The organism is Flavobacterium sp. AK-301, from assembly GCF_058310215.1.
Map to the genome: position 1 here is coordinate 275,713 of NZ_JBZEES010000003.1, position 23,479 is coordinate 299,191.

Annotated in this window: 23 protein-coding genes; 18 read left to right on the forward strand and 5 right to left on the reverse strand. The window is 34.5% G+C overall.

What is annotated here, in order from left to right; translation table 11 throughout:
- The first annotated feature begins 14 nt into the window (after positions 1-14).
- The 15 genes from pdxA (at position 15) to AC4FQX_RS07145 (ending at position 13,253) form a co-directional block, all read left to right on the forward strand.
- Positions 15-1,052: a 4-hydroxythreonine-4-phosphate dehydrogenase PdxA gene (pdxA, locus tag AC4FQX_RS07075; protein WP_491166980.1), complete on the forward strand. Its 1,038-nt coding sequence runs from the start codon at positions 15-17 to the stop codon at positions 1,050-1,052.
- An 84-nt stretch (positions 1,053-1,136) separates the two neighbouring features.
- On the forward strand, positions 1,137-1,673 hold the full coding sequence (locus AC4FQX_RS07080; RefSeq protein ID WP_491166981.1) for a YceD family protein: 537 nt from the start codon (positions 1,137-1,139) through the stop codon (positions 1,671-1,673).
- A gap of 9 nt (positions 1,674-1,682) precedes the next feature.
- Positions 1,683-1,877 (forward strand): 50S ribosomal protein L32, encoded by a 195-nt coding sequence (rpmF, locus tag AC4FQX_RS07085; RefSeq protein ID WP_108735870.1) that lies wholly within the window; start codon positions 1,683-1,685, stop codon positions 1,875-1,877.
- Between the two features lie 206 nt (positions 1,878-2,083).
- Entirely contained in the window at positions 2,084-3,082 is a 999-nt protein-coding gene (locus tag AC4FQX_RS07090; RefSeq protein ID WP_491166982.1) for a beta-ketoacyl-ACP synthase III, read from the forward strand.
- A gap of 22 nt (positions 3,083-3,104) precedes the next feature.
- Positions 3,105-3,575 (forward strand): acetyl-CoA carboxylase biotin carboxyl carrier protein, encoded by a 471-nt coding sequence (gene accB / locus AC4FQX_RS07095; RefSeq protein ID WP_491166983.1) that lies wholly within the window; start codon positions 3,105-3,107, stop codon positions 3,573-3,575.
- Between the two features lie 95 nt (positions 3,576-3,670).
- Positions 3,671-5,020 (forward strand): acetyl-CoA carboxylase biotin carboxylase subunit, encoded by a 1,350-nt coding sequence (gene accC, locus AC4FQX_RS07100; protein WP_491166984.1) that lies wholly within the window; start codon positions 3,671-3,673, stop codon positions 5,018-5,020.
- 297 nt (positions 5,021-5,317) lie between these two features.
- The gene (hisG, locus tag AC4FQX_RS07105; protein ID WP_491166985.1) at positions 5,318-6,175 is read left to right on the forward strand and encodes an ATP phosphoribosyltransferase; all 858 of its coding nucleotides are present in this window, start codon (positions 5,318-5,320) and stop codon (positions 6,173-6,175) included.
- A 22-nt stretch (positions 6,176-6,197) separates the two neighbouring features.
- Positions 6,198-7,478, forward strand: a complete 1,281-nt coding sequence (hisD, locus tag AC4FQX_RS07110) for a histidinol dehydrogenase (RefSeq protein WP_491166986.1) — start codon at positions 6,198-6,200, stop codon at positions 7,476-7,478.
- Positions 7,479-7,488: 10 nt separating this feature from the next.
- Positions 7,489-8,532 (forward strand): histidinol-phosphate transaminase, encoded by a 1,044-nt coding sequence (hisC, locus tag AC4FQX_RS07115; RefSeq protein WP_491166987.1) that lies wholly within the window; start codon positions 7,489-7,491, stop codon positions 8,530-8,532.
- Positions 8,533-8,535: 3 nt separating this feature from the next.
- A complete protein-coding gene (gene hisB / locus AC4FQX_RS07120) occupies positions 8,536-9,675 on the forward strand; it encodes a bifunctional histidinol-phosphatase/imidazoleglycerol-phosphate dehydratase HisB (protein WP_491166988.1) in 1,140 nt (379 codons plus the stop codon).
- Between the two features lie 243 nt (positions 9,676-9,918).
- Entirely contained in the window at positions 9,919-10,506 is a 588-nt protein-coding gene (hisH, locus tag AC4FQX_RS07125) for an imidazole glycerol phosphate synthase subunit HisH (protein WP_491166989.1), read from the forward strand.
- A complete protein-coding gene (gene hisA, locus AC4FQX_RS07130; RefSeq protein WP_491166990.1) occupies positions 10,503-11,246 on the forward strand; it encodes a 1-(5-phosphoribosyl)-5-[(5-phosphoribosylamino)methylideneamino]imidazole-4-carboxamide isomerase in 744 nt (247 codons plus the stop codon). Before hisH ends, hisA begins: the two co-directional genes overlap by 4 nt.
- Positions 11,247-11,283: 37 nt before the next feature.
- Positions 11,284-12,039: an imidazole glycerol phosphate synthase subunit HisF gene (hisF, locus tag AC4FQX_RS07135; RefSeq protein ID WP_491166991.1), complete on the forward strand. Its 756-nt coding sequence runs from the start codon at positions 11,284-11,286 to the stop codon at positions 12,037-12,039.
- 157 nt (positions 12,040-12,196) lie between these two features.
- Positions 12,197-12,802: a bifunctional phosphoribosyl-AMP cyclohydrolase/phosphoribosyl-ATP diphosphatase HisIE gene (hisIE, locus tag AC4FQX_RS07140; protein WP_491166992.1), complete on the forward strand. Its 606-nt coding sequence runs from the start codon at positions 12,197-12,199 to the stop codon at positions 12,800-12,802.
- Between the two features lie 244 nt (positions 12,803-13,046).
- On the forward strand, positions 13,047-13,253 hold the full coding sequence (locus AC4FQX_RS07145) for a hypothetical protein (RefSeq protein WP_491166993.1): 207 nt from the start codon (positions 13,047-13,049) through the stop codon (positions 13,251-13,253).
- A gap of 86 nt (positions 13,254-13,339) precedes the next feature.
- On the opposite strand, the gene asnA is transcribed toward AC4FQX_RS07145, so the two are convergent.
- The 3 genes from asnA to AC4FQX_RS07160 form a co-directional block, all read right to left on the reverse strand.
- Positions 13,340-14,377 carry an aspartate--ammonia ligase gene (asnA, locus tag AC4FQX_RS07150; RefSeq protein ID WP_491166994.1) on the reverse strand — a complete coding sequence of 346 codons (1,038 nt, stop codon included), beginning with the start codon at positions 14,375-14,377 and terminating at the stop codon, positions 13,340-13,342.
- A gap of 82 nt (positions 14,378-14,459) precedes the next feature.
- On the reverse strand, positions 14,460-15,656 hold the full coding sequence (locus AC4FQX_RS07155) for a C1 family peptidase (protein ID WP_491166995.1): 1,197 nt from the start codon (positions 15,654-15,656) through the stop codon (positions 14,460-14,462).
- Positions 15,657-15,819: 163 nt separating this feature from the next.
- Positions 15,820-17,724, reverse strand: a complete 1,905-nt coding sequence (locus AC4FQX_RS07160) for a S9 family peptidase (protein ID WP_491166996.1) — start codon at positions 17,722-17,724, stop codon at positions 15,820-15,822.
- A gap of 192 nt (positions 17,725-17,916) precedes the next feature.
- Here AC4FQX_RS07160 and mtgA point away from each other — a divergent pair, with 192 nt between their 5' ends.
- The 3 genes from mtgA to AC4FQX_RS07175 all read left to right on the forward strand — a co-directional run bounded on the left by mtgA (position 17,917) and on the right by AC4FQX_RS07175 (position 20,551).
- Positions 17,917-18,597 (forward strand): monofunctional biosynthetic peptidoglycan transglycosylase, encoded by a 681-nt coding sequence (mtgA, locus tag AC4FQX_RS07165; protein WP_491166997.1) that lies wholly within the window; start codon positions 17,917-17,919, stop codon positions 18,595-18,597.
- A gap of 81 nt (positions 18,598-18,678) precedes the next feature.
- A complete protein-coding gene (locus tag AC4FQX_RS07170; protein ID WP_491166998.1) occupies positions 18,679-19,620 on the forward strand; it encodes a lipid A deacylase LpxR family protein in 942 nt (313 codons plus the stop codon).
- Positions 19,621-19,774: 154 nt separating this feature from the next.
- Positions 19,775-20,551: an SDR family NAD(P)-dependent oxidoreductase gene (locus tag AC4FQX_RS07175; RefSeq protein WP_491166999.1), complete on the forward strand. Its 777-nt coding sequence runs from the start codon at positions 19,775-19,777 to the stop codon at positions 20,549-20,551.
- Between the two features lie 78 nt (positions 20,552-20,629).
- On the opposite strand, the gene AC4FQX_RS07180 is transcribed toward AC4FQX_RS07175, so the two are convergent.
- Together AC4FQX_RS07180 and AC4FQX_RS07185 are read right to left on the reverse strand one after the other, a co-directional pair.
- On the reverse strand, positions 20,630-22,759 hold the full coding sequence (locus AC4FQX_RS07180) for a prolyl oligopeptidase family serine peptidase (RefSeq protein ID WP_491167000.1): 2,130 nt from the start codon (positions 22,757-22,759) through the stop codon (positions 20,630-20,632).
- 178 nt (positions 22,760-22,937) lie between these two features.
- Positions 22,938-23,423: a DUF4625 domain-containing protein gene (locus AC4FQX_RS07185; protein ID WP_491167001.1), complete on the reverse strand. Its 486-nt coding sequence runs from the start codon at positions 23,421-23,423 to the stop codon at positions 22,938-22,940.
- Positions 23,424-23,479 lie beyond the last annotated feature (56 nt).

Consider the following 23,479-nt stretch of genomic DNA (forward strand, 5'->3'; position numbering starts at 1 on the left):
AATTATAAGTACTCATGATTAAAAAAGCAGAAAATATTATATTAGGAATTTCAATAGGAGATTTGAACGGTATTGGAAGCGAAGTGATTTTGAAAACATTTGAAGATGTTCGTATGTTTGAGATGTGCACACCTGTTCTGTTCGCTAATATAAAAATTCTTTCTTTTTTAAAGAAAAATTTGGAACTGACTACAAATCTTCAGGGAATCGATAAACTGGATCAGCTTGTTCCGGGCAAGCTGAATGTTTTAAATGTTTGGAAAGAAGGAGTAAATATAGAATACGGTACATTAGATGATAATGTTGGAAAGTATGCTATAAGGTCTTTTACGGCAGCAACGAAAGCTCTGAAAGAAGGAGGTATTGATGTGTTAGTAACAGCGCCAATTAATAAATACAATATCCAGTCGGAAAATTTCAAATTTCCCGGACATACCGATTATTTAAATCAGGAACTGGAAGGGGATGCGCTAATGTTCATGGTTCAGGATAATCTGAGAGTAGGACTAATCACAGATCATATCCCTGTCAATGAAGTTTCAAAACATTTAACAGAGGCTTTAATCATAAAGAAAATAGAAACAATCAGGAAATCACTAATACAGGATTTTGGGATTAACAAGCCGAAGATTGCTGTTCTGGGATTAAACCCACATTGTGGAGATAACGGTGTTATTGGGGAAGAAGACGATGTTTTGATACGACCAACTATAAAAAAAATATTTGATGCCGGGACTTTAGTTTTTGGTCCTTTTTCAGCAGATAGTTTCTTTGGAAGTAATCAGTATGAGAAATATGATGCAATTATTGCTCCCTACCACGATCAGGGGTTAATTCCGTTTAAAACTCTTTCTTTTGGTAGAGGAGTGAATTATACAGCGGGTCTTAATAAAGTTAGAACATCACCGGATCATGGGACAGCCTATGATATAGCAGGAAAAGGAATTGCGGATTTCACTTCTTTCAAAGAAGCGGTTTATCTGGCAATAGATGTTTATAATGAGCGAAATGAGTATGAAGAGATCTCTCATAATCCTCTAAAAACCAAATAAAAACGGTTATTAACAAAAAAATGTTGGTAACACGATTGTTATTCCAATAATTTTATATCTTTGCACGCTCAAAACTGTTGTTGTATGAAAAACACAAAAGATTTTTTAATCCCGTTTATAGGATTGAAGTTAGGAAAACATCAGTTTGAATATCAAATAAATAAAACGTTCTTTGAAAACTTTGAATATGACGAATATGACGATGTCAATATCAAAGTTAATGTGGTTTTAGAGAAAAAAAGCACCATACTTGAGCTGGCTTTTAAACATAAAGGAACCGTAAATGTTCCGTGTGATTTAACAGGAGAATCTTTTGATCTGCCGATACAGGGTAAGATTAAACTGGTAGTTCAATTCGGAGAGGTTTATAATAATGATAACGAGGAGTTACTTATTTTACCTCATGGAGAGCATCAGATAGATATATCACAATATATTTATGAGATGATTGTGCTTTCCGTTCCCTCTAAAAGAGTTCATCCAGGAGTAAAGGACGGAAGTATAAGTACGGAAGTTCTGAAAAATCTGAGTGGATCGTTACCCAAAGAACAACAAACTGAAAAAGAAGAGAATATAGATCCCAGATGGGATAAATTAAAACAACTATTAACGGATAAATAATATAGTAAGATGGCACATCCTAAGAGAAAAACCTCGAAAACAAGAAGAGATAAAAGAAGAACACATTATAAAGCATCTGTTCCTCAAATTGCAACATGCCCTATAACAGGTGAAGCGCATTTATACCACAGAGCTTACTGGCATGAAGGTAAAATGTACTATAGAGGACAAGTTGTAATCGATAAACAAGAAGCGGTTGCTTAATAAGTTTTTATAGTTAAAATTTAAACTCTCACCCTTGTGGGAGTTTTTTTTGTTTACTTAAGTCAGTAGTCATTTTTACAGATGATTATTGCAGAGGGAATGATAGTATTACGTAAAATGGCTTATTAAGTCATGGCGTTTGGATTTTTTTTTGTAATTTCCACCTCTTTTTAGATTTCAAATTAGATAAGAAAACAGATTGTTTTATGAATAAGATTACAGCCGCAATTACCGCTGTTGGTGCTTATGTACCAGATTATGTACTCTCTAATGAGGTTTTGGAAACAATGGTTGATACCAATGATGAATGGATTACCTCCAGAACAGGGATTAAAGAAAGACGTATATTGAAAGAGGAGGGAAAAGGAACTTCTTTTTTAGCTATTAAAGCAGCAAATGATCTGATTCAGAAATCAGATCTGGATCCAAAAGAAATTGATTTAATTATAGTAGCAACTGCTACTCCGGATATGTTTGTAGCTTCTACAGCCGTATATGTTGCAACAGAAATAGGTGCAGTTAATGCGTTTGCTTATGACCTTCAGGCGGCATGTTCCAGTTTTTTATATGCTATGTCCACAGGAGCAGCTTATATTGAATCCGGCAGATATAAAAAAGTATTAATAATAGGAGCAGATAAAATGTCTTCCATTATTGATTATACTGATAGAGCAACGTGTATTATATTTGGAGATGGAGGAGGAGCTGTTTTGTTCGAGCCGAATCAAGAAGGGTTAGGGTTACAGGACGAGTATTTAAGAGGAGACGGCATTGGTCGTAGTTTCTTAAATATGGAAGCAGGAGGATCTATTCTTCCGGCATCACAGGAAACGGTTCAGAACAAACAACACTTTGTTCATCAGGATGGAAAAACAGTGTTTAAATATGCTGTAACCAATATGGCCGATGTAAGTGAATTAGTCATGAAAAGAAATAATCTGACGAATGAAACTATCGACTGGTTAGTTGCACATCAGGCAAATAAGAGAATTATTGATGCAACAGCTCACAGATTAAACTTAGATGATTCTAAAGTATTAATGAATATTGAAAAATATGGCAATACTACATCTGCAACGTTACCTTTATTGTTAAATGACTTTGAAAAGAATTTTAAAAAAGGGGATAACCTTATTTTTGCTACTTTTGGCGGAGGTTTTACATGGGGAGCAATTTACCTGAAATGGGCCTATAACAAAAATTAAACTAAACAAAATTACAGATATTATGGATTTAAAAGAAATTCAAAACTTAATTAAATTTGTAGCCAAGTCCGGTGCAACTGAAGTTAAATTAGAGGTGGACGATTTTAAAATCACTATTAAAACTACTGCAGAGGGAAGCCAGGCTGAAACTACTTACGTACAAATGCCTGTGTCGAATGTATTACAACAAGCAGGAGCACAACAACCGATATCTCCGGTAGAAACTACACCGCAAGACACAGTTGATTCTAAATATGTAACTATAAAATCGCCAATTATTGGTACATTCTACAGAAAACCGTCTCCTGATAAAGCTCCTTTCGTAGAAGTTGGACAGACAATTGCTAAAGGTGATGTATTATGCGTAATTGAAGCAATGAAGTTGTTCAATGAGATTGAATCTGAGATTTCAGGAAAAATAGTAAAAGTGTTGGTTGACGATTCTTCTCCGGTAGAATTTGATCAACCTTTATTTTTAGTAGATCCGTCATAAATAATACCCTAATTTCATTCCGCATATTGTGGAACAGAAACCAAATGTTTTGAGTTTGGTTTTTGTTGTTGTAATTGATTGTAATTCAAAAACTTATGTTTAAAAAAATACTAATTGCAAATAGAGGAGAGATAGCACTTCGTGTTATCAGAACCTGTAGAGAAATGGGTATCAAAACCGTTGCGGTATATTCTACTGCTGATGCCGAAAGTTTGCACGTACGTTTTGCAGATGAAGCAGTTTGTATTGGTCCTCCGCCAAGTAACCTGTCTTATTTGAAAATGTCAAATATTATAGCAGCTGCAGAAATTACAAATGCAGACGCAATCCACCCGGGATACGGATTCTTATCAGAAAACGCTAAATTTTCGAAAATATGCGGAGAGCACGGAATTAAATTTATCGGAGCTTCACCGGATATGATTAACCGAATGGGAGACAAAGCATCGGCAAAAGCTACCATGAAAGAGGCAGGAGTCCCTACTATTCCGGGATCTGAAGGACTTTTAGAATCCTATGAACAAACTCTGAAACTAGCCAAGAAAATGGGTTATCCGGTGATGCTGAAAGCAACTGCCGGAGGAGGAGGAAAAGGGATGAGAGCTGTCTGGAAAGAAGAAGACCTTGAAAAAGCATGGGAAAGTGCACGTCAGGAAGCTGCGGCAGCTTTTGGAAATGACGGAATGTATATGGAAAAGCTGATCGAAGAGCCTCGTCATATTGAGATTCAGATTATAGGAGACGCTTATGGAAAAGCCTGTCACCTTTCTGAAAGAGACTGTTCTGTACAGAGACGTCATCAGAAATTAACAGAAGAAACTCCTTCACCATTTATGACAGATGAACTGCGTAATAAAATGGGTGAAGCGGCTGTGAGAGCAGCAGAATATATTAAATATGAAGGTGCAGGTACAATCGAATTCTTAGTAGATAAACATCGTAACTTCTACTTTATGGAAATGAATACTCGTATTCAGGTAGAGCACCCTATTACAGAACAAGTAATTGATTATGATCTTATTCGTGAGCAGATTTTAGTAGCTGCCGGAGTGCCAATTTCAGGAAGAAATTATTTCCCGAAGATGCACTCTATAGAATGTCGTATCAACGCAGAAGATCCTTATAATGATTTTCGTCCGTCACCGGGAAGAATTACGACTTTACATGCCCCGGGAGGTCATGGAGTACGTTTAGATACACATGTGTATTCCGGTTATTCTATTCCTCCAAATTATGATTCAATGATTGCTAAACTGATTACAACTGCACAAACTCGTGAAGAAGCGATCAGTAAAATGAAAAGAGCTTTAGATGAATTCGTTATTGAAGGAATAAAAACAACGATACCATTTCATAGACAATTAATGGATGATCCGGATTATGTAGCCGGAAATTACACTACAAAATTTATGGAAAGTTTTGTAATGCATGATCCAGCAGAATAATAACAGAAAACGCCTCACGAACCTGAGGCGTTTTTTTTATTTCTCCGATCAGAGTATAATTTAAGACCTATTTTTTTTTAAATTAAATTGTCAGTTCAAAATATTTATATATATTTGATAACAGAAATAATTACAAAACAATGTATCTAAATCAATTACATCATCATTTACACTTTATTCGTTCTCACACGAAGTGTTGATGGTATGTATATAAATCATATTTCAAAACCCGTTTGAGTACATCAAACGGGTTTTTTTATTTCTCATTTGGTGTATTCATTTTTAAAAACAACTAAGATGGATAGATTAAAAATTGCAGTTCAGAAATCAGGAAGACTGAATGAAGACTCCTTAAAATTATTAAGAGACTCCGGTATTTTAATCAATAACGGACATGATCAGCTAAAAGTTTCAGCTACTAATTTTCCTTTGGAAATCTTTTTTCTGAGAAATTCAGATATACCGCAGTATCTTATTGATGGAGTGGTGGATATCGCTATTCTGGGAGATAATCTTTTAGCAGAATATGATCAAAAAATAGATACTGTTCAGAATCTGGGTTTTTCCAGATGTCGTATTTCAGTTGCTGTACCCAATAAAATGCCGTACCGTACAATAGAAGACCTGAGAGATGCCAGGATAGCTACTTCTTACCCTAATATTGTAAAAAGGTATTTTGAATCTAAAAGAGTACCTGTTTCTATTCATATGATTTCCGGTTCGGTTGAGATAGCTCCTAATATTGGTCTTGCTGATGCAATTGTTGATATTGTTTCTACCGGCAGTACCTTATTTAAAAATAATCTGAAAGAAGTAGAACAGATATTGGAAAGTGAGGCTGTTCTGGCTGTTTCTCCAAAACTACAGGAAGCGAGAAGAAATACGTTAGAAAAATTGCTGTTCAGATTACGATCTGTACTGAAAGCAAGAAACTCAAGATATATACTAATGAATGTTCCGAATGATAAAATTAATATTATCAGTACCATTTTACCAGTGTTAAAAAGCCCTACGATTATTCCTTTGGTTGAAGAAGGCTGGAGTAGTCTGCATTCCGTTATTAGTGAAGATAAATTCTGGGATATTATTGACCGATTGAAAGAAGAAGGAGCAGAAGGAATATTAATCTGTCCAATTGAGAAAATGGTTTTATAAAAGATTTAAAAAGTATACTATAATGAAAAAAATATATAATCCGGGGAAAGCAGAATATGATCAGATTTTATCCAGACCTGCCAAATCATCTGCAACGATAGAAACTGTTGTACAGGAAATTTTTAGTGAAGTGAAATTAAAAGGAGATGCTGCTTTATTGCGATATACGTCATTATTTGATGGAGCTGTCTGTGATTCCATTATTGTTTCCGATATGGAAATAAAAAAAGGAATATTATCAGTAAAAGAAGATCTGAAAAAAGCAATTGAACTAGCAAAAAATAATATTTATACTTTTCATAAGGCACAGAAAACAAATCGTATAGAAGTGGAAACAGCTGTAGGAGTTACCTGTTGGCAGGAAAAAAGAGCCATTCAGAAAGTAGGTTTGTATATACCGGGAGGAACTGCACCATTATTTTCTACTGTTTTGATGCTGGCTGTTCCGGCACAGATAGCAGGATGTAAAGAAATTATTTTATGTACACCACCGGATAAAAAAGGAAATGTGAATCCGGCTATTCTGTATGCAGCACAATTATGCGGTATTACTAAAATAATTAAAGTGGGTGGTATTCAGGCAATAGCCGCAATGACGTTTGGAACAGAGAGCGTACCTAAAGTATTTAAAATTTTTGGTCCCGGAAACCAATATGTAACTGCTGCGAAACAATATGCAACAAAACGGGGAGTAGCAATCGATATGCCGGCAGGACCATCCGAGTTATTAGTAGTAGCAGATACTTCTGCAAAAGCTTCCTTTATTGCCTCAGATTTACTTTCTCAGGCGGAACACGGAGCCGACAGTCAGGTGCTGTTTATTACTACTTCAAAAGAAATGATGGAGGAAGTAGACATAGAAGTGCAGAAGCAGCTTCGACTATTACCCAGAAAAACAATTGCAGAAACGGCTATTATGAATTCAAAACTGATCTATGTTGATGATGAACAGACTGCGCTAGATCTAATCAACGAATATGCTCCCGAGCATTTGATAATCTGTATGGATAATGAAGATTATTTTATTGAAGGAGTGCAGAATGCCGGTTCGGTATTTATAGGTAATTATACACCGGAAAGTGCCGGAGATTATGCTTCCGGAACGAATCATACTCTTCCGACTAATGGATATGCTAAAAGTTACAGTGGGGTAGGTTTGGATAGTTTTCTAAAAGCGATGACCTTTCAGAAAATAACAAAAGAAGGTATTAATACTATTGGTAAAGCCATTGAATTAATGGCAGAAGCGGAAGGGTTACAGGCACACAAAAATGCAGTTACACTTCGATTAAAAGAACAATAAAAAGTAAAAGATGAAAAAAGATATATCCGATCTGGTACGTTCCAATGTTCAGAAAATGAAACCGTATTCTTCTGCCAGAGATGAATTTAATGCTTCTGCCAGTACAGACATGATTTTTACAGACGCAAATGAGAATCCTTTTTATAATGGTATGAATCGCTATCCTGATTCTAAACAATCAGAATTAAAAAGGACATTGGCAGCTTTAAAAAAAATAAGCCCTGATCAGGTCGCATTAGGAAACGGAAGTGATGAAGTGATTGATCTGCTTTACAGAGTCTTTTGTGAACCTAATAAAGACAATGTAATTACAATGCCTCCTACTTATGGAATGTATGCAGTATTGGCAGAATTAAATAGTATTGAGAATCGGAAAGTTCTTTTGTCAGAAGATTTTGAATTAGAAGTTAGCTCAATTTTGGAAAAAGTGGATGCTGCTACTAAAATGATTTTTATCTGTTGTCCAAATAATCCAACAGGGAATTCTTTTTCTGAACGGGATATTGAACAGATTTTGGATGAGTTTAATGGAATTGTTGTAGTGGATGAAGCTTATATTGATTTTTCAGAAAATGAAAGCTGGATCAGTAAGATTAGTAAATACAATAATCTGGTAGTTATTCAGACTTTATCTAAAGCTTTCGGAATGGCAGGAATACGCCTTGGAATTTTGTATGCTTCGGAAGAAATAACAGAATATATAAATAAGATAAAACCGCCTTATAATATTAATGTTCTGACTCAGAAAACAGCATTGGAAAGAATCAGGGAATATGAAAAAGTAGAAGAGGAGACCGCAATTCTGATAACTGAAAGGAAAAAAATGGAAACCGCATTCAGTACTATTAGTTATATCAGAAAAATATATCCGACAGAGACCAATTTTATTCTGATAAAAGTAGATGATGCTAATACCCGATACCAACAGTTAATTGATAAAGGAATCGTAGTCAGAAACCGAACGACTCAGGCACAATGTGAAAATTGTTTACGTATCAGTGTGGGAACACCGGAGGAGAATAAGCAGATCATTGAAATTTTAAAATATATATAAATCATGGCACAAAAACTTTTATTTATCGACAGGGATGGCACTTTAGTTTTAGAGCCTGAAAATTATCAATTGGACAGTCTGGATAAACTGGAATTTTACCCCGGGGTATTTCAGTATTTATCTAGAATAGCAAAAGAACTGGATTATGAATTAGTTATCGTAACCAATCAGGATGGACTGGGGACAAAAAGTTTTCCGGAAGATACGTTCTGGCCGACACAGAATTTTATAATCAAAGCATTTGAGAATGAAGGAGTCCGTTTTAAAGAGGTTTTTATTGACAGAACCTTTCCTTCTGAAAAAGCAGTTACTCGTAAACCCGGGATTGGAATGCTTACAAAATATATCAATAATCCGGATTATGATTTGGCAAATTCATTTGTATTGGGAGATCGGTTAACGGATGTTGAACTGGCAAAAAATTTAGGTTCTAAAGCCTTTTTTATAAAAAATGAAGAAGGTTTGGGAGCAAAAGAGATCACATTTAAAGAAGAAGAATTACAATCGGTAATAGCTTTAACTACAAACAACTGGAAAGAAATATATGAGTTTCTGAAATTAGAGAATCGCTGTTTTTCTGTAAAAAGAAAGACAAATGAAACGGATATTGAAATAGAGTTAAATCTGGATGGTACCGGTAAGGCGACTATTGATACGGGAATTGCTTTTTTTGATCATATGTTGGATCAGCTTGCCAGACATGGACAAATGGATATAAAAATCAAGATTAAAGGAGACCTGGAAGTTGATGAACATCATACGATTGAAGATACCGGAATTGCTTTAGGAGAGTTGTTCAGTAAAGCTTTAGGGGATAAACTAGGTATTGAAAGATACGGATTTTGTCTGCCCATGGATGATTGTCTTGCTCAGGCAGCAATAGATTTCGGTGGCAGGAACTGGCTGGTCTGGGAGGCGGAATTTAAAAGAGAAATGATAGGAAAAATGCCTACGGAAATGTTCTTTCACTTTTTCAAATCTTTTACAGACGGAGCAAAGGCAAATTTAAATATAAAGGCGGAAGGAATTAATGAACATCATAAAATTGAAGCCATATTCAAAGCATTTGCAAAGGCCATAAAAATGGCGGTTAAAAGAGACCCTGAAAGAATGATTTTACCCAGTACAAAGGGAATATTATAGAGGTATACGATTGTTAGATTATTAGAAGAAAGAAATAAGAGCCAAGAAGAAAGAGGTAGAGTATTCAGTTTTCAGTCACAGTACTCAGTATTCAAAACAATACTGTCGAAAGTCAAAAGTCCAATGTCAGAATGAAAAATGATTCTGCAGGAAATTATCAATTATCAACTGTAAACTATCAACTATTTGCGTCCCTTGCGTAAATCTTTGCGGACTTAGCAGTTAAATCCAAATAACGAAAAAATGAAAATAGTAATAATAGATTATGGAGCCGGAAACATTAAGAGTATTCAGTATGCTGTTGAGCGATTGGGCTATACAGCAGAATTGAGCCGAGATATTAATAGCATTGAAAGAGCTGATAAAGTGATTTTTCCTGGTGTAGGGCAGGCAAGTTCTGCTATGAAAAAGTTGCAGGATTCAGGGTTAGATTTGTTACTTCCGAAGCTGAAACAACCTGTTTTGGGGATTTGCCTTGGAATGCAGTTAATGTGCAGGTCAACGGAAGAAAATAATACGAAATGTATGGGAATCTTTGATGCGGAAGTAATTCGGTTTCCGGACAGAGTAAAGGTACCTCAGATAGGTTGGAACACATTGTATGGTACAGATTCGGTATTGTTTGATGGTATACTAAATGATTCTTATATGTACTTTGTTCATAGCTATTATGTGCCGCTTAATAAAGATTCAGTTGGTAAAACGGATTATGGAATGGAATATTCATCTGCATTACAAAAAGATAATTTTTACGGAGTTCAGTTTCATCCCGAGAAAAGCGGTGATCCGGGTTCCCGAATAATAGAAAATTTTATAAAAACAATATCATGAAAATAATCCCGGCTATAGATATTATTGAAGGTAAGTGTGTTCGATTATCAAAAGGAAATTATGATACAAAAAAAGTATATAGTGAAAATCCTTTAGAAGTTGCTAAAGCTTTCGAAGCACAAGGAATACAGAATTTACATTTAGTAGATTTAGATGGAGCAAGATCGAATAAGATTGTAAATTATAAAGTACTGGAACAGATTGCGGGAGCAACTCGTTTATCCATTGACTTTGGCGGAGGATTAAAATCGGATGATGATTTGAGAATTGCTTTTGAATGTGGAGCATCTCAGGTCACAGGAGGAAGTATTGCGGTAAAATCTCCTGATGTTTTTATGAACTGGATTGATAAATACGGAACTGAAAAAATTATTTTAGGAGCTGATGCAAAAGAGGAGAAAATAGCAGTAAGTGGCTGGCTGGAAAGCTCAGAAGAAGAGTTGATTCCTTTTGTAAGCAGTTATGTCAAAAAAGGAATTCAGTATGTGATCTGTACTGATATTGCAAAAGACGGAATGCTTGAAGGACCTTCTTTTGAGTTGTATAAAAAGATGCTGAGCGCTATTCCAAACCTGAAACTGATCGCATCCGGTGGTGTCTCAGAATTTGATGAATTGCAGCAACTGGCGGATATAGGATGTTATGGTGTCATAATAGGAAAAGCGATTTATGAAGGGAAAATTTCTCTGAAACAATTAGAATACTATATTTTAAATAACCAATCAGGTATTTGTAAATAATAATAATAGATTAGTAATTAAGTTATAAAAATAGGTTATGCTGACAAAAAGAATTATACCCTGTTTAGATATAAAAGACGGACAGACTGTTAAAGGAGTTAATTTTATTAATCTGAAAACCGCAGGAGATCCTGTAGAGTTGGCAGAATTCTATGTAAAAGCAGGAGCTGATGAACTGGTGTTTCTGGATATTTCAGCTACGGAGGAAAGGAGAAAAACATTAGTAGAACTGGTTTCTAAAATAGCAGAGAAAATTAATATTCCTTTTACGGTAGGAGGAGGTATTTCATCTGTACAGGATGTCGAAATACTGCTAAAGAACGGAGCAGATAAAGTTTCAGTGAATTCATCCGCAATTAAAAATCCGAATCTAATAAATGAATTGTCCGAAGCTTTTGGAAATCAGTGCGTTGTTGTGGCTATTGATGCAAAACAAGTTGACGGAAAATGGAAAGTACATTTAGAAGGAGGGAAATATGCTACTGATCTCGATCTGTTTGATTGGGCTAAAGAAGCAGAATCAAGAGGTGCAGGCGAAATATTATTTACCTCTATGGATCATGACGGAACAAAAAAGGGATTTGCAAACGAAGCATTACAACAGTTAACAACTGTTGTCAATATTCCGATAATTGCTTCGGGTGGAGCTGGTTGTATTCAGGATTTTACAGATACATTTAAGTTTGGTAATGCAGATGCAGCATTAGCAGCTAGTGTTTTTCATTTTAAAGAAATTGAAATAGCAGAATTGAAAAAAGTATTGCAAAAAGAAGGAATACCCGTGAGATTATGATTATTGGATATTTGATTTAGAGGAAAGAAGCAAGATGTAAAGTTTTCAGTTTTCAGTCACAGTACTCAGTATCCAAAAGCATCTGCTCTGCAAAGTCTCTGACTTTTGCGAAGTTGGGAACTATCAATTATCAATTAAAAACTATCAACTTAAAAATATGGAAATAGATTTTACAAAGAACAGTGATGGATTAGTTCCTGCGGTAATACAGGACTATACTACTCAAGTCGTTTTGATGCTGGGGTATATGAATCAGGAAGCTTATCAGAAAACAATAGAAAGTCGGAAAGTTACTTTTTACAGTCGGACTAAAAACCGTTTATGGACAAAAGGGGAAGAAAGCGGAAATTATTTACAGTTAGTAGATATTAAGAACGATTGTGATAAGGATACTTTACTGATAAAGGTAATTCCTTCGGGTCCTGTTTGTCATACCGGATCAGACACCTGCTGGAATGAAGAGAACAGCACTCGATATGGTTTTATTTCCGAATTAGAAGAAACAATATCGAAAAGAAAACAGCAGAAAAACCCGGATAAAAGTTATGTGTCTTCTTTATTTGAAAAAGGGATTAATAAAATTGCTCAGAAAGTAGGTGAAGAAGCGGTTGAGGTAGTTATTGAGGCAATGGATACTAATGATGATCTGTTTTTAAGTGAAAGTGCTGATTTACTTTTTCACTATCTGATTTTGTTACAGGCAAAAGGATATCGGTTAGAGGATGTTGTGGAGGTTTTGAAAGGTAGAGTTTCAAAGGAGTAAAAAGGTTTATAGGGACAAAGAATGCTCTTTGTTCTCTGAGTTTTATGATTTCGAAAATATTCTAATGGATTTTAAAAAACCTGTTAGGTATAATTTTTATTGTATTTTAAAGTAAAAAAGAAATAAATTTTTAAAGCAATTTTATATTTATAAGAAAATACAATTCATTTATGGAAAGCCGTAAGAAAAAGAATTATTAAGGATGTAATTTCAGTGAATTATTAATCCTTAATATAGAAATAAAATGAAAAAGTATTATGTAAACAACACCGCTCAGAGTAATGGAGATCATGAAGTACATGAAGAAGGCTGTAGCTATTTAAAATTAGCTACGAGTACAAAGTATTTAGGTTATTTTTCTAATTGTAAAGATGCAGTAAAAGAAGCTAAAAAAACATATCCTAAATCAAATGGATGTTATTATTGTGCAAATACTTGTCATACAAGCTAATGATTCTAAAAAGAGATTCTCTTTTATTTTATCCTAACAGGTCTTTTTGAGACCTGTTAGGTATAATTTTATTTAAAGTAAAAATATTAAATTAATCTCATTCCGTAGCTTTCAGCTTCTTTATGCATTTGTTCCGGCCAGATTCCGGCTTGTATCTCACCAATATGACCTTTACGAAGGAAGAACATACAGAGACGGGATTGACCAATTCCGCCACCAATACATAAAGGCAGTTCATTGTTCAGTAAACGTTTGTGGAAGTAGAGCTCTTTTCGGGATTCTTCTCCTCTGATTTTTAGTTGTTTTGCTAACGCCTCTTTATCTACTCGAATTCCCATTGATGATAATTCCACCGCTTGCTGTAATACCGGATTCCATACGATTAGGTCTCCATTCAGTCCTTTATAAGTGTTTTCAGATTCTGTGGTCCAGTCATCATAATCCGGTGCACGACCGTCATGAGGTTCTCCGTTACTTAAATCCCCACCGATTCCAATAATAAAGACAGCTCCATACTCTTTTGCGATTTCATTTTCTCTTTCTTTAGCAGACAGGTTAGGATATTTTTGTAGCAATTCTTCTGAATGGATTATTTTAATATCTGTCGGTAGTATCGGTTCAATTTCAGGGAACATTTCATATACCATGTATTCTGTTCTTACTAAAGCAGCATAAATACGTTTTACAATACCTTTTAGAAATTCGATAGTACGATTCTGTTCTGATATTACTAATTCCCAGTCCCATTGATCCACATAAAGAGAATGAAGATTCCCTAATTCTTCATCTGCCCGGATAGCATTCATATCTGTATAGATTCCGAAACCGATTCCAATTTCGTAATTAGCAAGAGTCAAGCGTTTCCATTTTGCCAGAGAATGTACGATTTCAGCACGTTCTTCTCCCATATCTTTAATAGGGAAGTTTACTGCACGTTCCACTCCGTTCAGATCATCATTGATTCCCATTCCTTTAAGAACGAACAAAGGGGCGGTAACTCTTCTTAATCGAAGTTCCGAAGCTAAATTCTGTTGAAAAAAATCTTTTATCTGTTTAATGCCTAATTCGGTCTGTTGCAGATTAAGTATTGCCTTATATTGGCTTGGTTTTATTAAGTAACTCATAATTTATATTGAATAACTATCTGTTAAATCACTGAAATCAAATAGTATTCAGGTAATTTTGTCGATTGGATTAAACTTTGTTTTATATAGATAATTTTTTACGTATCGGATTAGGAATAGCATTTTTGTTTAGTAATAATGCTGTTGTTTTAAACTTAACAAAATTTTTACTAACATACAAATATCCTTTGTAATCATTTGTTGCACCCCATGAATTTTTCACGATATAATATTCTTTATCATTTTGATCTTTTGCAAGTCCAACGATATGCATACCGTGATCGTCCGTTGTTTGATAATTGTCAAATGCTTTCTGACGCATTTCCTCTGTGATCTCAGGTTCTGGTTTCGGACCATTGAACATATTCTCTTTTTCAAGAGGAGTCATTTTACTGAAGTCTTTTTCCGGAACAAAAGCAACACCATTTTTCCAACTGAATCCTTTTTCACTTACATCTGTAGCCCAAGCAACAGTATATCCGTTTTTTAGAGCATTATCTACGATATCCGTCAGTTCATTTACTTTTACATTATACACTTGATCCAGAGACCAGTTATCCGGTACCATTAAAGTGAATTTAGTATAATATGGATATTCTATAAAAGAAGAGATCTCAACATAATCGTCAGCATCTAATCCAACTACTTCTTTTGCAAAACTCTGGGGTGTATATTTACGTCCTTTATATTCGAAATTTTTAGGAACTTCTCCTAAGTAAGAATCAATTACAGCAGTATATGCTTTTTCCCAGTTAGGAGTCAGTTCTCCGTTTGGATTTTTAACAACTGCATCCAGAACTGCCTGTATCAGAGCGCCCATTTCCGCAAACTTATTCGTATCAGTACCGTAGTTAAGCCCTGTGTAGACTTCCTGAGGTAATGCTCCATATTTTTTGTACATATTGATTACATCATGTAAAGCACCTCCGTCACCAAGAGTTAAAGCACCATGCATACGTACATAGTTCCTTCCTTTTTCCACATAAACATTACGTGCGGAGAAAATTTCGGAAAGAGCTACCGGTTCTTTTCCTTTTTTGACCATTTCAGATTCCAGAAAAGAGTTCGTAGAATAGCTCCAGCAGGTTCCTGAAGATCCCTGATTTTTAACAGAGCTGTTAGGAATATTAATTAGTTCAGTAAACTGAAAAGAATTTTTACTGTTTGCACTTTGGTTGTTTTTTAATGAATTAACCAAATTGTCTTGTGCAATACCATTATTTATACCTGCTAACAGAACAGAAGCTATAAATAATTTTTTAATAGAGAGTTTGTGCATTTTTTTAAGTTTAGTTAAGATTGCTAAGTTAAAAAAATGTTTTAGGAAGAAGAAAGGTTTTGTGTAAACAAATGACTTTAAGTCTTTTTTTTTAAGTTTCTAATTTAAAGAACAAAAAACCCGAAGAATTCTTCGGGTTTTTTGTTCTGTTTTCAGATATTTTCTATAAAGTTTCTTTTAACCATTTAAAATATTCACGTTGCCATATTAGAGCATTTTGTGGTTTTAATACCCAGTGGTTCTCTTCCGGGAACAGAATAAATTTGCTTTTTATCCCTCTCAGCTGAGCTGCCTGAAACGCTTCTTGTCCCTGTCCGATAGGTACTCTGAAATCTTTACCTCCCTGAATAATCAGTATTGGCGTATTCCATTGGTCTACATGGCTGATCGGGCTGAAATCTGTTACAGCTTTTTGAGCAGTAGCATTATTTTTATCCCAGTAAGGACCACCAAAGTCCCAGTTAGAGAAGAATACCTCTTCAGTAGTTCCGTACATACTTTGATTATTGAAAACACCACAGTGAGAAATGAATGTTTTGAATCTGTTTTTATGGATACCTGCAAGGTAGAATACGGAATAACCACCAAAACTGGCACCAACAGCACCCAATCTTGTTTTATCGACATACTTTTCTTTCGCTACATCATCAATAGCAGAAAGATAATCCTGCATTACTTGTCCACCCCAGTTTTTACTGATTTCTTCATTCCATTTTACACCATGCCCCGGCATTCCACGACGATTAGGTGCAACTACAATATAACCCTGTGCAGCCATTACTTGAAAATTCCAGCGGAAAGAATAGAACTGTGTTAAAGCAGATTGTGGTCCGCCCTGACAGTATAGTAAAGTCGGATATTTTTTAGAAGCATCAAAATTGGGAGGTAAAATTACCCATACCAGCATTTTTTTACCATCTGTAGTAGTAACATATCTTTTTTCGTACTTGCTTAAAGCTAATGTATTATAAACAGCATTGTTAACAGTAGTAAGCTGTTTCCAGTCTTTCTTTTTCAGATCATAAGAATACAGTTCTGTTGCATGATTGAAATCAGTACGGCTTACAATAATCTTATCACCGGAAAGCCCTACGATACCTGTAACATCAAAATCTCCGTCTGTTAATTGTACCACAACCGGTAATTTTTTGGTCATTCCCGGAAAATCTACTTCAAACAGCTGAATCGTACCGTCTACCGCAGCAGTAAAAAATACTTTTCTGCCGTCATTATTCCATAAGAAACTGTCAACTGTTCCGTCCCAGGATTGCGTAAGATTAGTATTGATACCATTGAAATTTACAATAATATCATTTTTATCTGCTTCATATCCGTCTCTTGCCATTTGCAACCACGTTAACTGTCCTTTTGGAGAAAAAACAGGATGTGTATCATATCCTGCATTATTTTCAGTTAGGTTTTTAGTGGTACCTGTAGCCAGATCAAATTCGTAAATATCAGTATTGGTGCTTACAGCATATTGAGTTCCTGCTTTCTTTTTAGAAACATATAGGATTTTTTTGCTGTCCGGTGACCAGATGTAATCTTCATCTCCTCCAAAAGGTTTTTGAGGAGAATCATAATTTTCACCTTTCAAGATGTCTGTTCCGATAGCACCTTCTTTATTTTCTTTGTAAAAAACATGGTTAAATTTCCCTTCATTCCAGGTATCCCAGTGACGATAATTTAAGCCATTATAAATTTGAACATCAGATTTTTCTAATTCCGGATAGTAATCTTTTCCAAGAATATTGTCGATTTTCACTTCTTCATGATAAATAACATATTTACCGTCAGGAGATACATTTTTATCTTTTAAAAGTGATTTATATTCTTTTACTTCCACTGCTTTCCCTCCATCAACAGGAATAGTATAATACTTTGTAGAAGAATTATTTTCTTCTACTGATGGTGTAGCTACCTGGTAAACTATATTTTTTCCGTCTTTAGAAACTCCTAAAGCACTTACTCTTCCTAATTTAAAGAGCTGTTCCGGTGTCATTACAGACTGTGCTGTCATGGCATTCATGCTGACTATACTCAAAGCTAATAATAGTGTTTTTTTCATGTTTTAATGAAGGATTAGTAGGTAATTAAATAGAAGGTTTAAAAGTAATAAATATAATTTTAAATTTAGTTAAGTGCGTTTTCAGAATTTTATCAAAAAGTTGTTTTAAAAAATAGATTGAAAATAGTGTTAAAAGGAGTATTTTTATCGGGCTTTTTGAAGCAGATAAATTCAGATTTAAAAAAACAGAATATGTTTAAGAAGATAATGCGGTTTTTGTTTAAGGTAGCTCTTTGGTTTTTTGGTATTTCCATTATATCCGTTATTTTATTCCGGTTTATTCCGGTTCCTTTTACTCCTTTAATGGTTATTAGAGCGGTTGAACAGGTTGCAGACGGAAAAGAGGTTGTTTTCAGTCATGACTGGGAATCACTGGATAAAATTTCTAAAAATCTCCAGATTGCAGTAATTGCGAGTGAAGATCAGAATTTCCTGAATCACAGCGGATTTGATTTCAAGGCAATTGAAAAAGCGATGGAATCTAATAAAAAAGGTAAAAAAATAAAAGGGGGAAGTACTATTTCACAGCAAACGGCAAAAAATGTGTTTTTATGGCCGGGCAGAAGTTATATAAGAAAAGGATTTGAAGTTTATTTTACTTTTCTGATTGAGGTATTCTGGGGTAAAGAACGTATAATGGAGGTCTATCTCAACAGTATAGAAATGGGGAATGGTGTCTATGGAGCAGAAGCAGCTGCAGAACACTGGTATGGTAAAAAAGCTGCTAATCTGACCCGAATGGAAGCTGCAGGAATTGCAGCAATATTACCTAATCCGAGAAAGTTTAAAGCCAGTAATTCTTCCTCTTATATTAATGGAAGAAAAGGCAGGATTATCAGACAAATGGGGTATATGGGTAAATTAGAATATTAGTCTGAAAACGGATTATTCGATTTCAGGATTATTTGATTATTCGAATAACCCAATCTACGTTAAATTATAAAAGTTGTTATTGTGACCAAAAATGTAATTGTATTCATAATCTGTTTTATATCCACCTTAGCTTATACCCAGGAAATAGGGATTGTTACAGAAAATGATCTGTATGTTTCCACTGTTCGTGATCAGTATTATACTAATGGATTAGAGTTCTATTACCGTTATCTGACAAATAAAACTCCTGAAAATATGGAGAAAAGAACAGTCGAATTCAGACTAGGTCAGTATATGTATAATCCGCAAACGACTAAAGCGATCAGAATATCATTGCATGATCGCCCTTTTGCCGGTTATTTATTTGCGGAAGGAGGGGTAAGCAACTTTTATAAAGATGAATCTGTTTTAAAACTAAGTGGACAAATAGGTGTTTTAGGACCTATGTCTCAAGCAGAAGAACTTCAGAAATGGTTGCATCGGTCTATTAATCTGGATTCTATTTCAGGCTGGGAATACCAGATTAAAAATACAATGGGATTACAAGCCAATTTATTTTATTCCCGAAAAATCCTACCTGAAATCTTTCACCAGAACATTGATTTTCAATTCACTTCAAAAGTCAATGTAGGAACGATATGGACAGGAGCTCAGATCGGAATAATGACCCGAATAAGTATAAAAGAATTACTTCCTGTTTTTAATTCTAATCTATTTGGTGCTTCTTTAAATAAAGACACTTCTGTTTATAGGCAACAAAAAGAATTCTTCCTTTATTTTACCCCTAATCTGAGTTGCCAGTTGTATGATGCTACCATTCAGGGGAGTCTTTTTAATAATGATAGTCCGATTGTTTTTGATATAAAACCGTTTCGTTTTATTGGAGAGATAGGATTAAAATACAGATATAACAACTGGAATCTTTCCTATAGTTTTATTTACAAAACAAAAGAGCCGAAAAATAATGCAGCAACAGGACATTATTATGGTTCTATTTCAGCATCTTATCTGATAGGAAAATAAAGGAGTACAATTTTATTTGGAATGACCCATTTTTTTATGTTAAAAGATGTCTTTTTCTAATCTAAAAATTAACCTAATTTACTGTTAATTATATAGTTATGATATATTTTAATTGTTTATTTTTGCCCTGCAAATTTTTTAAAACTTAAATATTATGTCACAATTATCTCGTTTTTCAGAGAAAGTAATTATTATTACCGGTGCAGCGTCAGGAATGGGACGTGCAACCGTAATCAGAATGGTAGCAGAAGGTGGTAACGTTGTAGGAATAGATCTAAATGAAACCGGACTTAAAGAAACAGTCGAATTAGCATCAAAAACTGCCGGAAATGGAGGTAAAGCCAGTTATATGGTAGGTTCAGTAAGTGATGAAGCAACCGTAAAAAAAGTCGTTGCTGACGTAGTTGCTACTCATGGTAAACTGGATGTAGTAGTTAATAATGCCGGAATTCTTCGTTCTTCACATACTACAGAAACATCTGTTGAAGAATTCCAAATGATTATTAATACAAATTTATTGAGTGTGTTTATGTTTTGTCGTGAAGCGCTTCCACATTTACTTAAAACAAAAGGAAATATCGTTAATCTTGCTTCTACATCTGCTTTTTTCGGACATCCTTATATGATTCCTTATGCAGCAAGTAAAGGTGCTGTTGTTTCTCTTACACAGTCATTAGCCTGGGAATATTTGAAACAGGGAGTAAGAGTAAATGCTGTAGCTCCGGGAGGAGTTTCTACTCCAATGATTAAAAACCCTTTTGGTAAAATAGCAGAAGATATAGATATGAGCCTGTTTACACATTTATCTCGTCCTGATGGTAGATTTGGAGAACCGGAAGATATCGCTGCTGTAATTAGTATGTTAGCTTCTGCTGATGGAAATTTTGTCAACGGTGTAGTAATACGTATTGACGGAGGAAATCACTGTTAATGATTAAATAAGTATTAAATTAAAAAGCAGAAGTTATTTTTTATAACTTCTGCTTTTTTAGTATAAAAAATAATAGTATTATCCTTTATTCGGTAAGGTTTTGAAACCCATATTGTATAAAGTAAAAGCTTGTATATCCGCAGCTTCTTCAATAGTTTTAGAAACCGGTTTACCCGCTCCATGACCAGCATTTACTTCAATTCTGATTAATACTGGATTTGATCCTGTTTGTTTTTCCTGTAATTCAGCAGCAAATTTGAAACTGTGCGCCGGAACTACTCTGTCATCATGATCTCCTGTTGTTATTAAAGTAGCAGGATATTGTGTTCCTTTTTTTACATTATGTACTGGAGAATAACCTTTCAGGTATTCAAACATTTCTTTACTGTCTTCTGCTGTTCCATAATCATAAGCCCATCCTGCACCTGCAGTAAAAGTATGGTAACGTAACATATCCAGAACACCAACAGCTGGTAAAGCTACTTTGAATAGATCAGGTCTTTGTGTCATGGTTGCGCCTACTAGCAAACCACCATTAGATCCACCACGAATAGCAAGGAAATCTGATGAGGTATATTTTTGAGCGATTAGATATTCACCTGCAGCGATGAAATCATCAAACACATTTTGTTTTTGTTGTTTTGTACCTGCATCATGCCATTTTTTACCATATTCTCCACCACCTCTCAGGTTAGCTACAGCATAAATACCTCCTTGTTCTAACCATACCGCATTAGCAATACTAAAACTCGGAGTCAGACTGATATTGAATCCGCCATAAGCGTATAAAATAGTTGGGTTTTTACCGTTTAGTTGTAATCCTTTTTTATAAGTAATAATCATAGGTACCTTTGTTCCGTCTTTAGAAGTATAGAATACCTGTTTTGATTCATAATCCTCACTGTTGAAATCTACTTTTGGTTTTTGGTAAACAGTTGATACTCCTTCCTTAGGTTCAAAAGAATAAATGGTTCCCGGAGTAACATAATTTGTAAAGGTGAAATATAGTGTTTTATCTTCTTTTTCTCCACCAAATCCGGTAGCACTACCAATACCCGGTAACTGGATTTCACGGACTAATTTACCGTTATAGTCATATTGTTTTACATTAGAAACCGCATCTTTCATATAATGAGCGAAGATGTATCCGCCACCGGTTGTTGGAGATAAAACATGATCCGTTTCAGGAATAAAGTTTTTCCAGTTTGAAGAAACAGGGTTTTTTGCATCAACCGTAACAATACGCTTATTAGGAGCATTTAAATTGGTAACAATATATAATTTGCTACTTACATTATCTAAAACATCAACATCATTATTGAAGTTATCTATGATAGTTATGATCTTACTGTTCGGGTTACTCAGGTCTTTAATGTAAAGTTCATTTCCTGATGTGGAATTAGCAGCAGATATAATTAAATATTTATTATCATCTGTTACAGATCCGCCCACATAACGACGTTTTTGAGTTGCTCCAAAAATTACTTTATCTTCTTTTTGAGAAGTTCCTAATTTATGAAAATACAATTTGTGTTGATCTGTTTTTGCAGATAATTCGCTTCCTGTCGGTTTGTCATAACTGGAGTAAAAAATACCTTCGTTACCTTTCCAGGAAAGACCGCTGAATTTAACATCAATTAGTGTGTCTCCAATGATCTCTTTTGTGACAGCATTTAAGATAATTACTTTTCTCCAGTCGCTTCCTGCTTCGGATATTGAATAAGCAATTTTAGAACCGTCTTTTGTAAAAGCAATACCATCTAATGAAGTTGTTCCGTCTGATGAAAATGTATTCGGATCTAAAAACACTTCATCTTTATCATTTTTATCTTTTCTGTACAGAACAGACTGATTCTGAAGTCCATTGTTTTTATAGAAATAAGTATAATTTCCTCTTTTGAACGGAGCTGAAATTTTTTCATAATTCCATAGTTTTGCCATTCTTTCCTTAATTTGTTGTCTAAAAGGAATCTGTTCTAAATAATTGAAAGTTACTTCATTTTCGGCTTTTACCCATGCAGCAGTTTCTGCAGAGCGATCATCTTCTAGCCAACGGTAAGGATCATTTATTTTAGTATCAAAATAAATATCTTCGGTAGTTGTTTTTTTAGTTTCCGGGTATTTCAAAACAGTAGATTTTACATTAGAAGATTGTCCGTAGGACATAGCATAACCCAAAACAATCATTGTAGTAATTATTTTTTTCATCAAATTAAGTTAATGGTTTAAGCAAAAGTAATGAAAACATTTGATAGCGAATAGTTAAAAAAATGGGCTTAAAAAAGATTAATTATGTAAAAAACGGGTCTTATTATAGTATACCAAAAAAGAAACCATCCTTGTAAAGGATGGTTTCTTTAAAAAAATGGAATGGGATATAATTTAATTAATGAGCATGGTCATGATCTTCTCCGCCTTCACCAATAACAATATCTATAAATACCTGTTGTTGGTTTCCTGCTTTGTCAATCAGATAAACTCCCAAATGATAAGCACCTTCTTTAATAGCAATGTCGTTAATTACAGTTGGAACTGTGATGTGGTTGTGCACATGGGTGTTTTTTAAACCACCATCTATAGTGTAGACCTGATTGTAAGTCCACGGTACTTCAGTACCTAGCGTACGGGTATGTGTATGTCCGTCAGAAGCATTATGGATATCTATTTTATAAGAAGCTAATTCTACATTATCCGCAAAATCGGCATCAAAATGAATATCAGTTCCTGGGGTAATGATTTTACCATCTGTAGGACTATTCAGAACAATTGTTGGTTTTTCTGTATCAACAGTATTGTCGTCACTACTACTGCAGGAAACAATAAATAAAGAAGTTATTATTGATAGTATCGTTGGGAAATATATTTTTTTCATTGTATTTTGTATTATTTTAGATTGTATTTATTTTGTATTCGTAAATTATTTTTGTG

Bases quoted from the DNA above. Each gene is read 5' to 3' on its own strand.
- mtgA (WP_491166997.1), top strand. From the start codon at position 17,917: ATGTTTAAGAAGATAATGCGGTTTTTGTTTAAGGTAGCTCTTTGGTTT.
- accC (WP_491166984.1), top strand. From the start codon at position 3,671: ATGTTTAAAAAAATACTAATTGCAAATAGAGGAGAGATAGCACTTCGT.
- hisG (WP_491166985.1), top strand. From the start codon at position 5,318: ATGGATAGATTAAAAATTGCAGTTCAGAAATCAGGAAGACTGAATGAA.
- AC4FQX_RS07090 (WP_491166982.1), top strand. From the start codon at position 2,084: ATGAATAAGATTACAGCCGCAATTACCGCTGTTGGTGCTTATGTACCA.
- AC4FQX_RS07145 (WP_491166993.1), top strand. From the start codon at position 13,047: ATGAAAAAGTATTATGTAAACAACACCGCTCAGAGTAATGGAGATCAT.
- AC4FQX_RS07160 (WP_491166996.1), bottom strand. From the start codon at position 17,724: ATGAAAAAAACACTATTATTAGCTTTGAGTATAGTCAGCATGAATGCC.
- hisB (WP_491166988.1), top strand. From the start codon at position 8,536: ATGGCACAAAAACTTTTATTTATCGACAGGGATGGCACTTTAGTTTTA.
- hisIE (WP_491166992.1), top strand. From the start codon at position 12,197: ATGGAAATAGATTTTACAAAGAACAGTGATGGATTAGTTCCTGCGGTA.
- AC4FQX_RS07175 (WP_491166999.1), top strand. From the start codon at position 19,775: ATGTCACAATTATCTCGTTTTTCAGAGAAAGTAATTATTATTACCGGT.
- asnA (WP_491166994.1), bottom strand. From the start codon at position 14,377: ATGAGTTACTTAATAAAACCAAGCCAATATAAGGCAATACTTAATCTG.
- pdxA (WP_491166980.1), top strand. From the start codon at position 15: ATGATTAAAAAAGCAGAAAATATTATATTAGGAATTTCAATAGGAGAT.
- AC4FQX_RS07180 (WP_491167000.1), bottom strand. From the start codon at position 22,759: ATGAAAAAAATAATTACTACAATGATTGTTTTGGGTTATGCTATGTCC.
- AC4FQX_RS07155 (WP_491166995.1), bottom strand. From the start codon at position 15,656: ATGCACAAACTCTCTATTAAAAAATTATTTATAGCTTCTGTTCTGTTA.
- rpmF (WP_108735870.1), top strand. From the start codon at position 1,683: ATGGCACATCCTAAGAGAAAAACCTCGAAAACAAGAAGAGATAAAAGA.
- AC4FQX_RS07080 (WP_491166981.1), top strand. From the start codon at position 1,137: ATGAAAAACACAAAAGATTTTTTAATCCCGTTTATAGGATTGAAGTTA.
- accB (WP_491166983.1), top strand. From the start codon at position 3,105: ATGGATTTAAAAGAAATTCAAAACTTAATTAAATTTGTAGCCAAGTCC.
- hisF (WP_491166991.1), top strand. From the start codon at position 11,284: ATGCTGACAAAAAGAATTATACCCTGTTTAGATATAAAAGACGGACAG.
- hisD (WP_491166986.1), top strand. From the start codon at position 6,198: ATGAAAAAAATATATAATCCGGGGAAAGCAGAATATGATCAGATTTTA.
- hisH (WP_491166989.1), top strand. From the start codon at position 9,919: ATGAAAATAGTAATAATAGATTATGGAGCCGGAAACATTAAGAGTATT.
- hisA (WP_491166990.1), top strand. From the start codon at position 10,503: ATGAAAATAATCCCGGCTATAGATATTATTGAAGGTAAGTGTGTTCGA.
- AC4FQX_RS07185 (WP_491167001.1), bottom strand. From the start codon at position 23,423: ATGAAAAAAATATATTTCCCAACGATACTATCAATAATAACTTCTTTA.
- hisC (WP_491166987.1), top strand. From the start codon at position 7,489: ATGAAAAAAGATATATCCGATCTGGTACGTTCCAATGTTCAGAAAATG.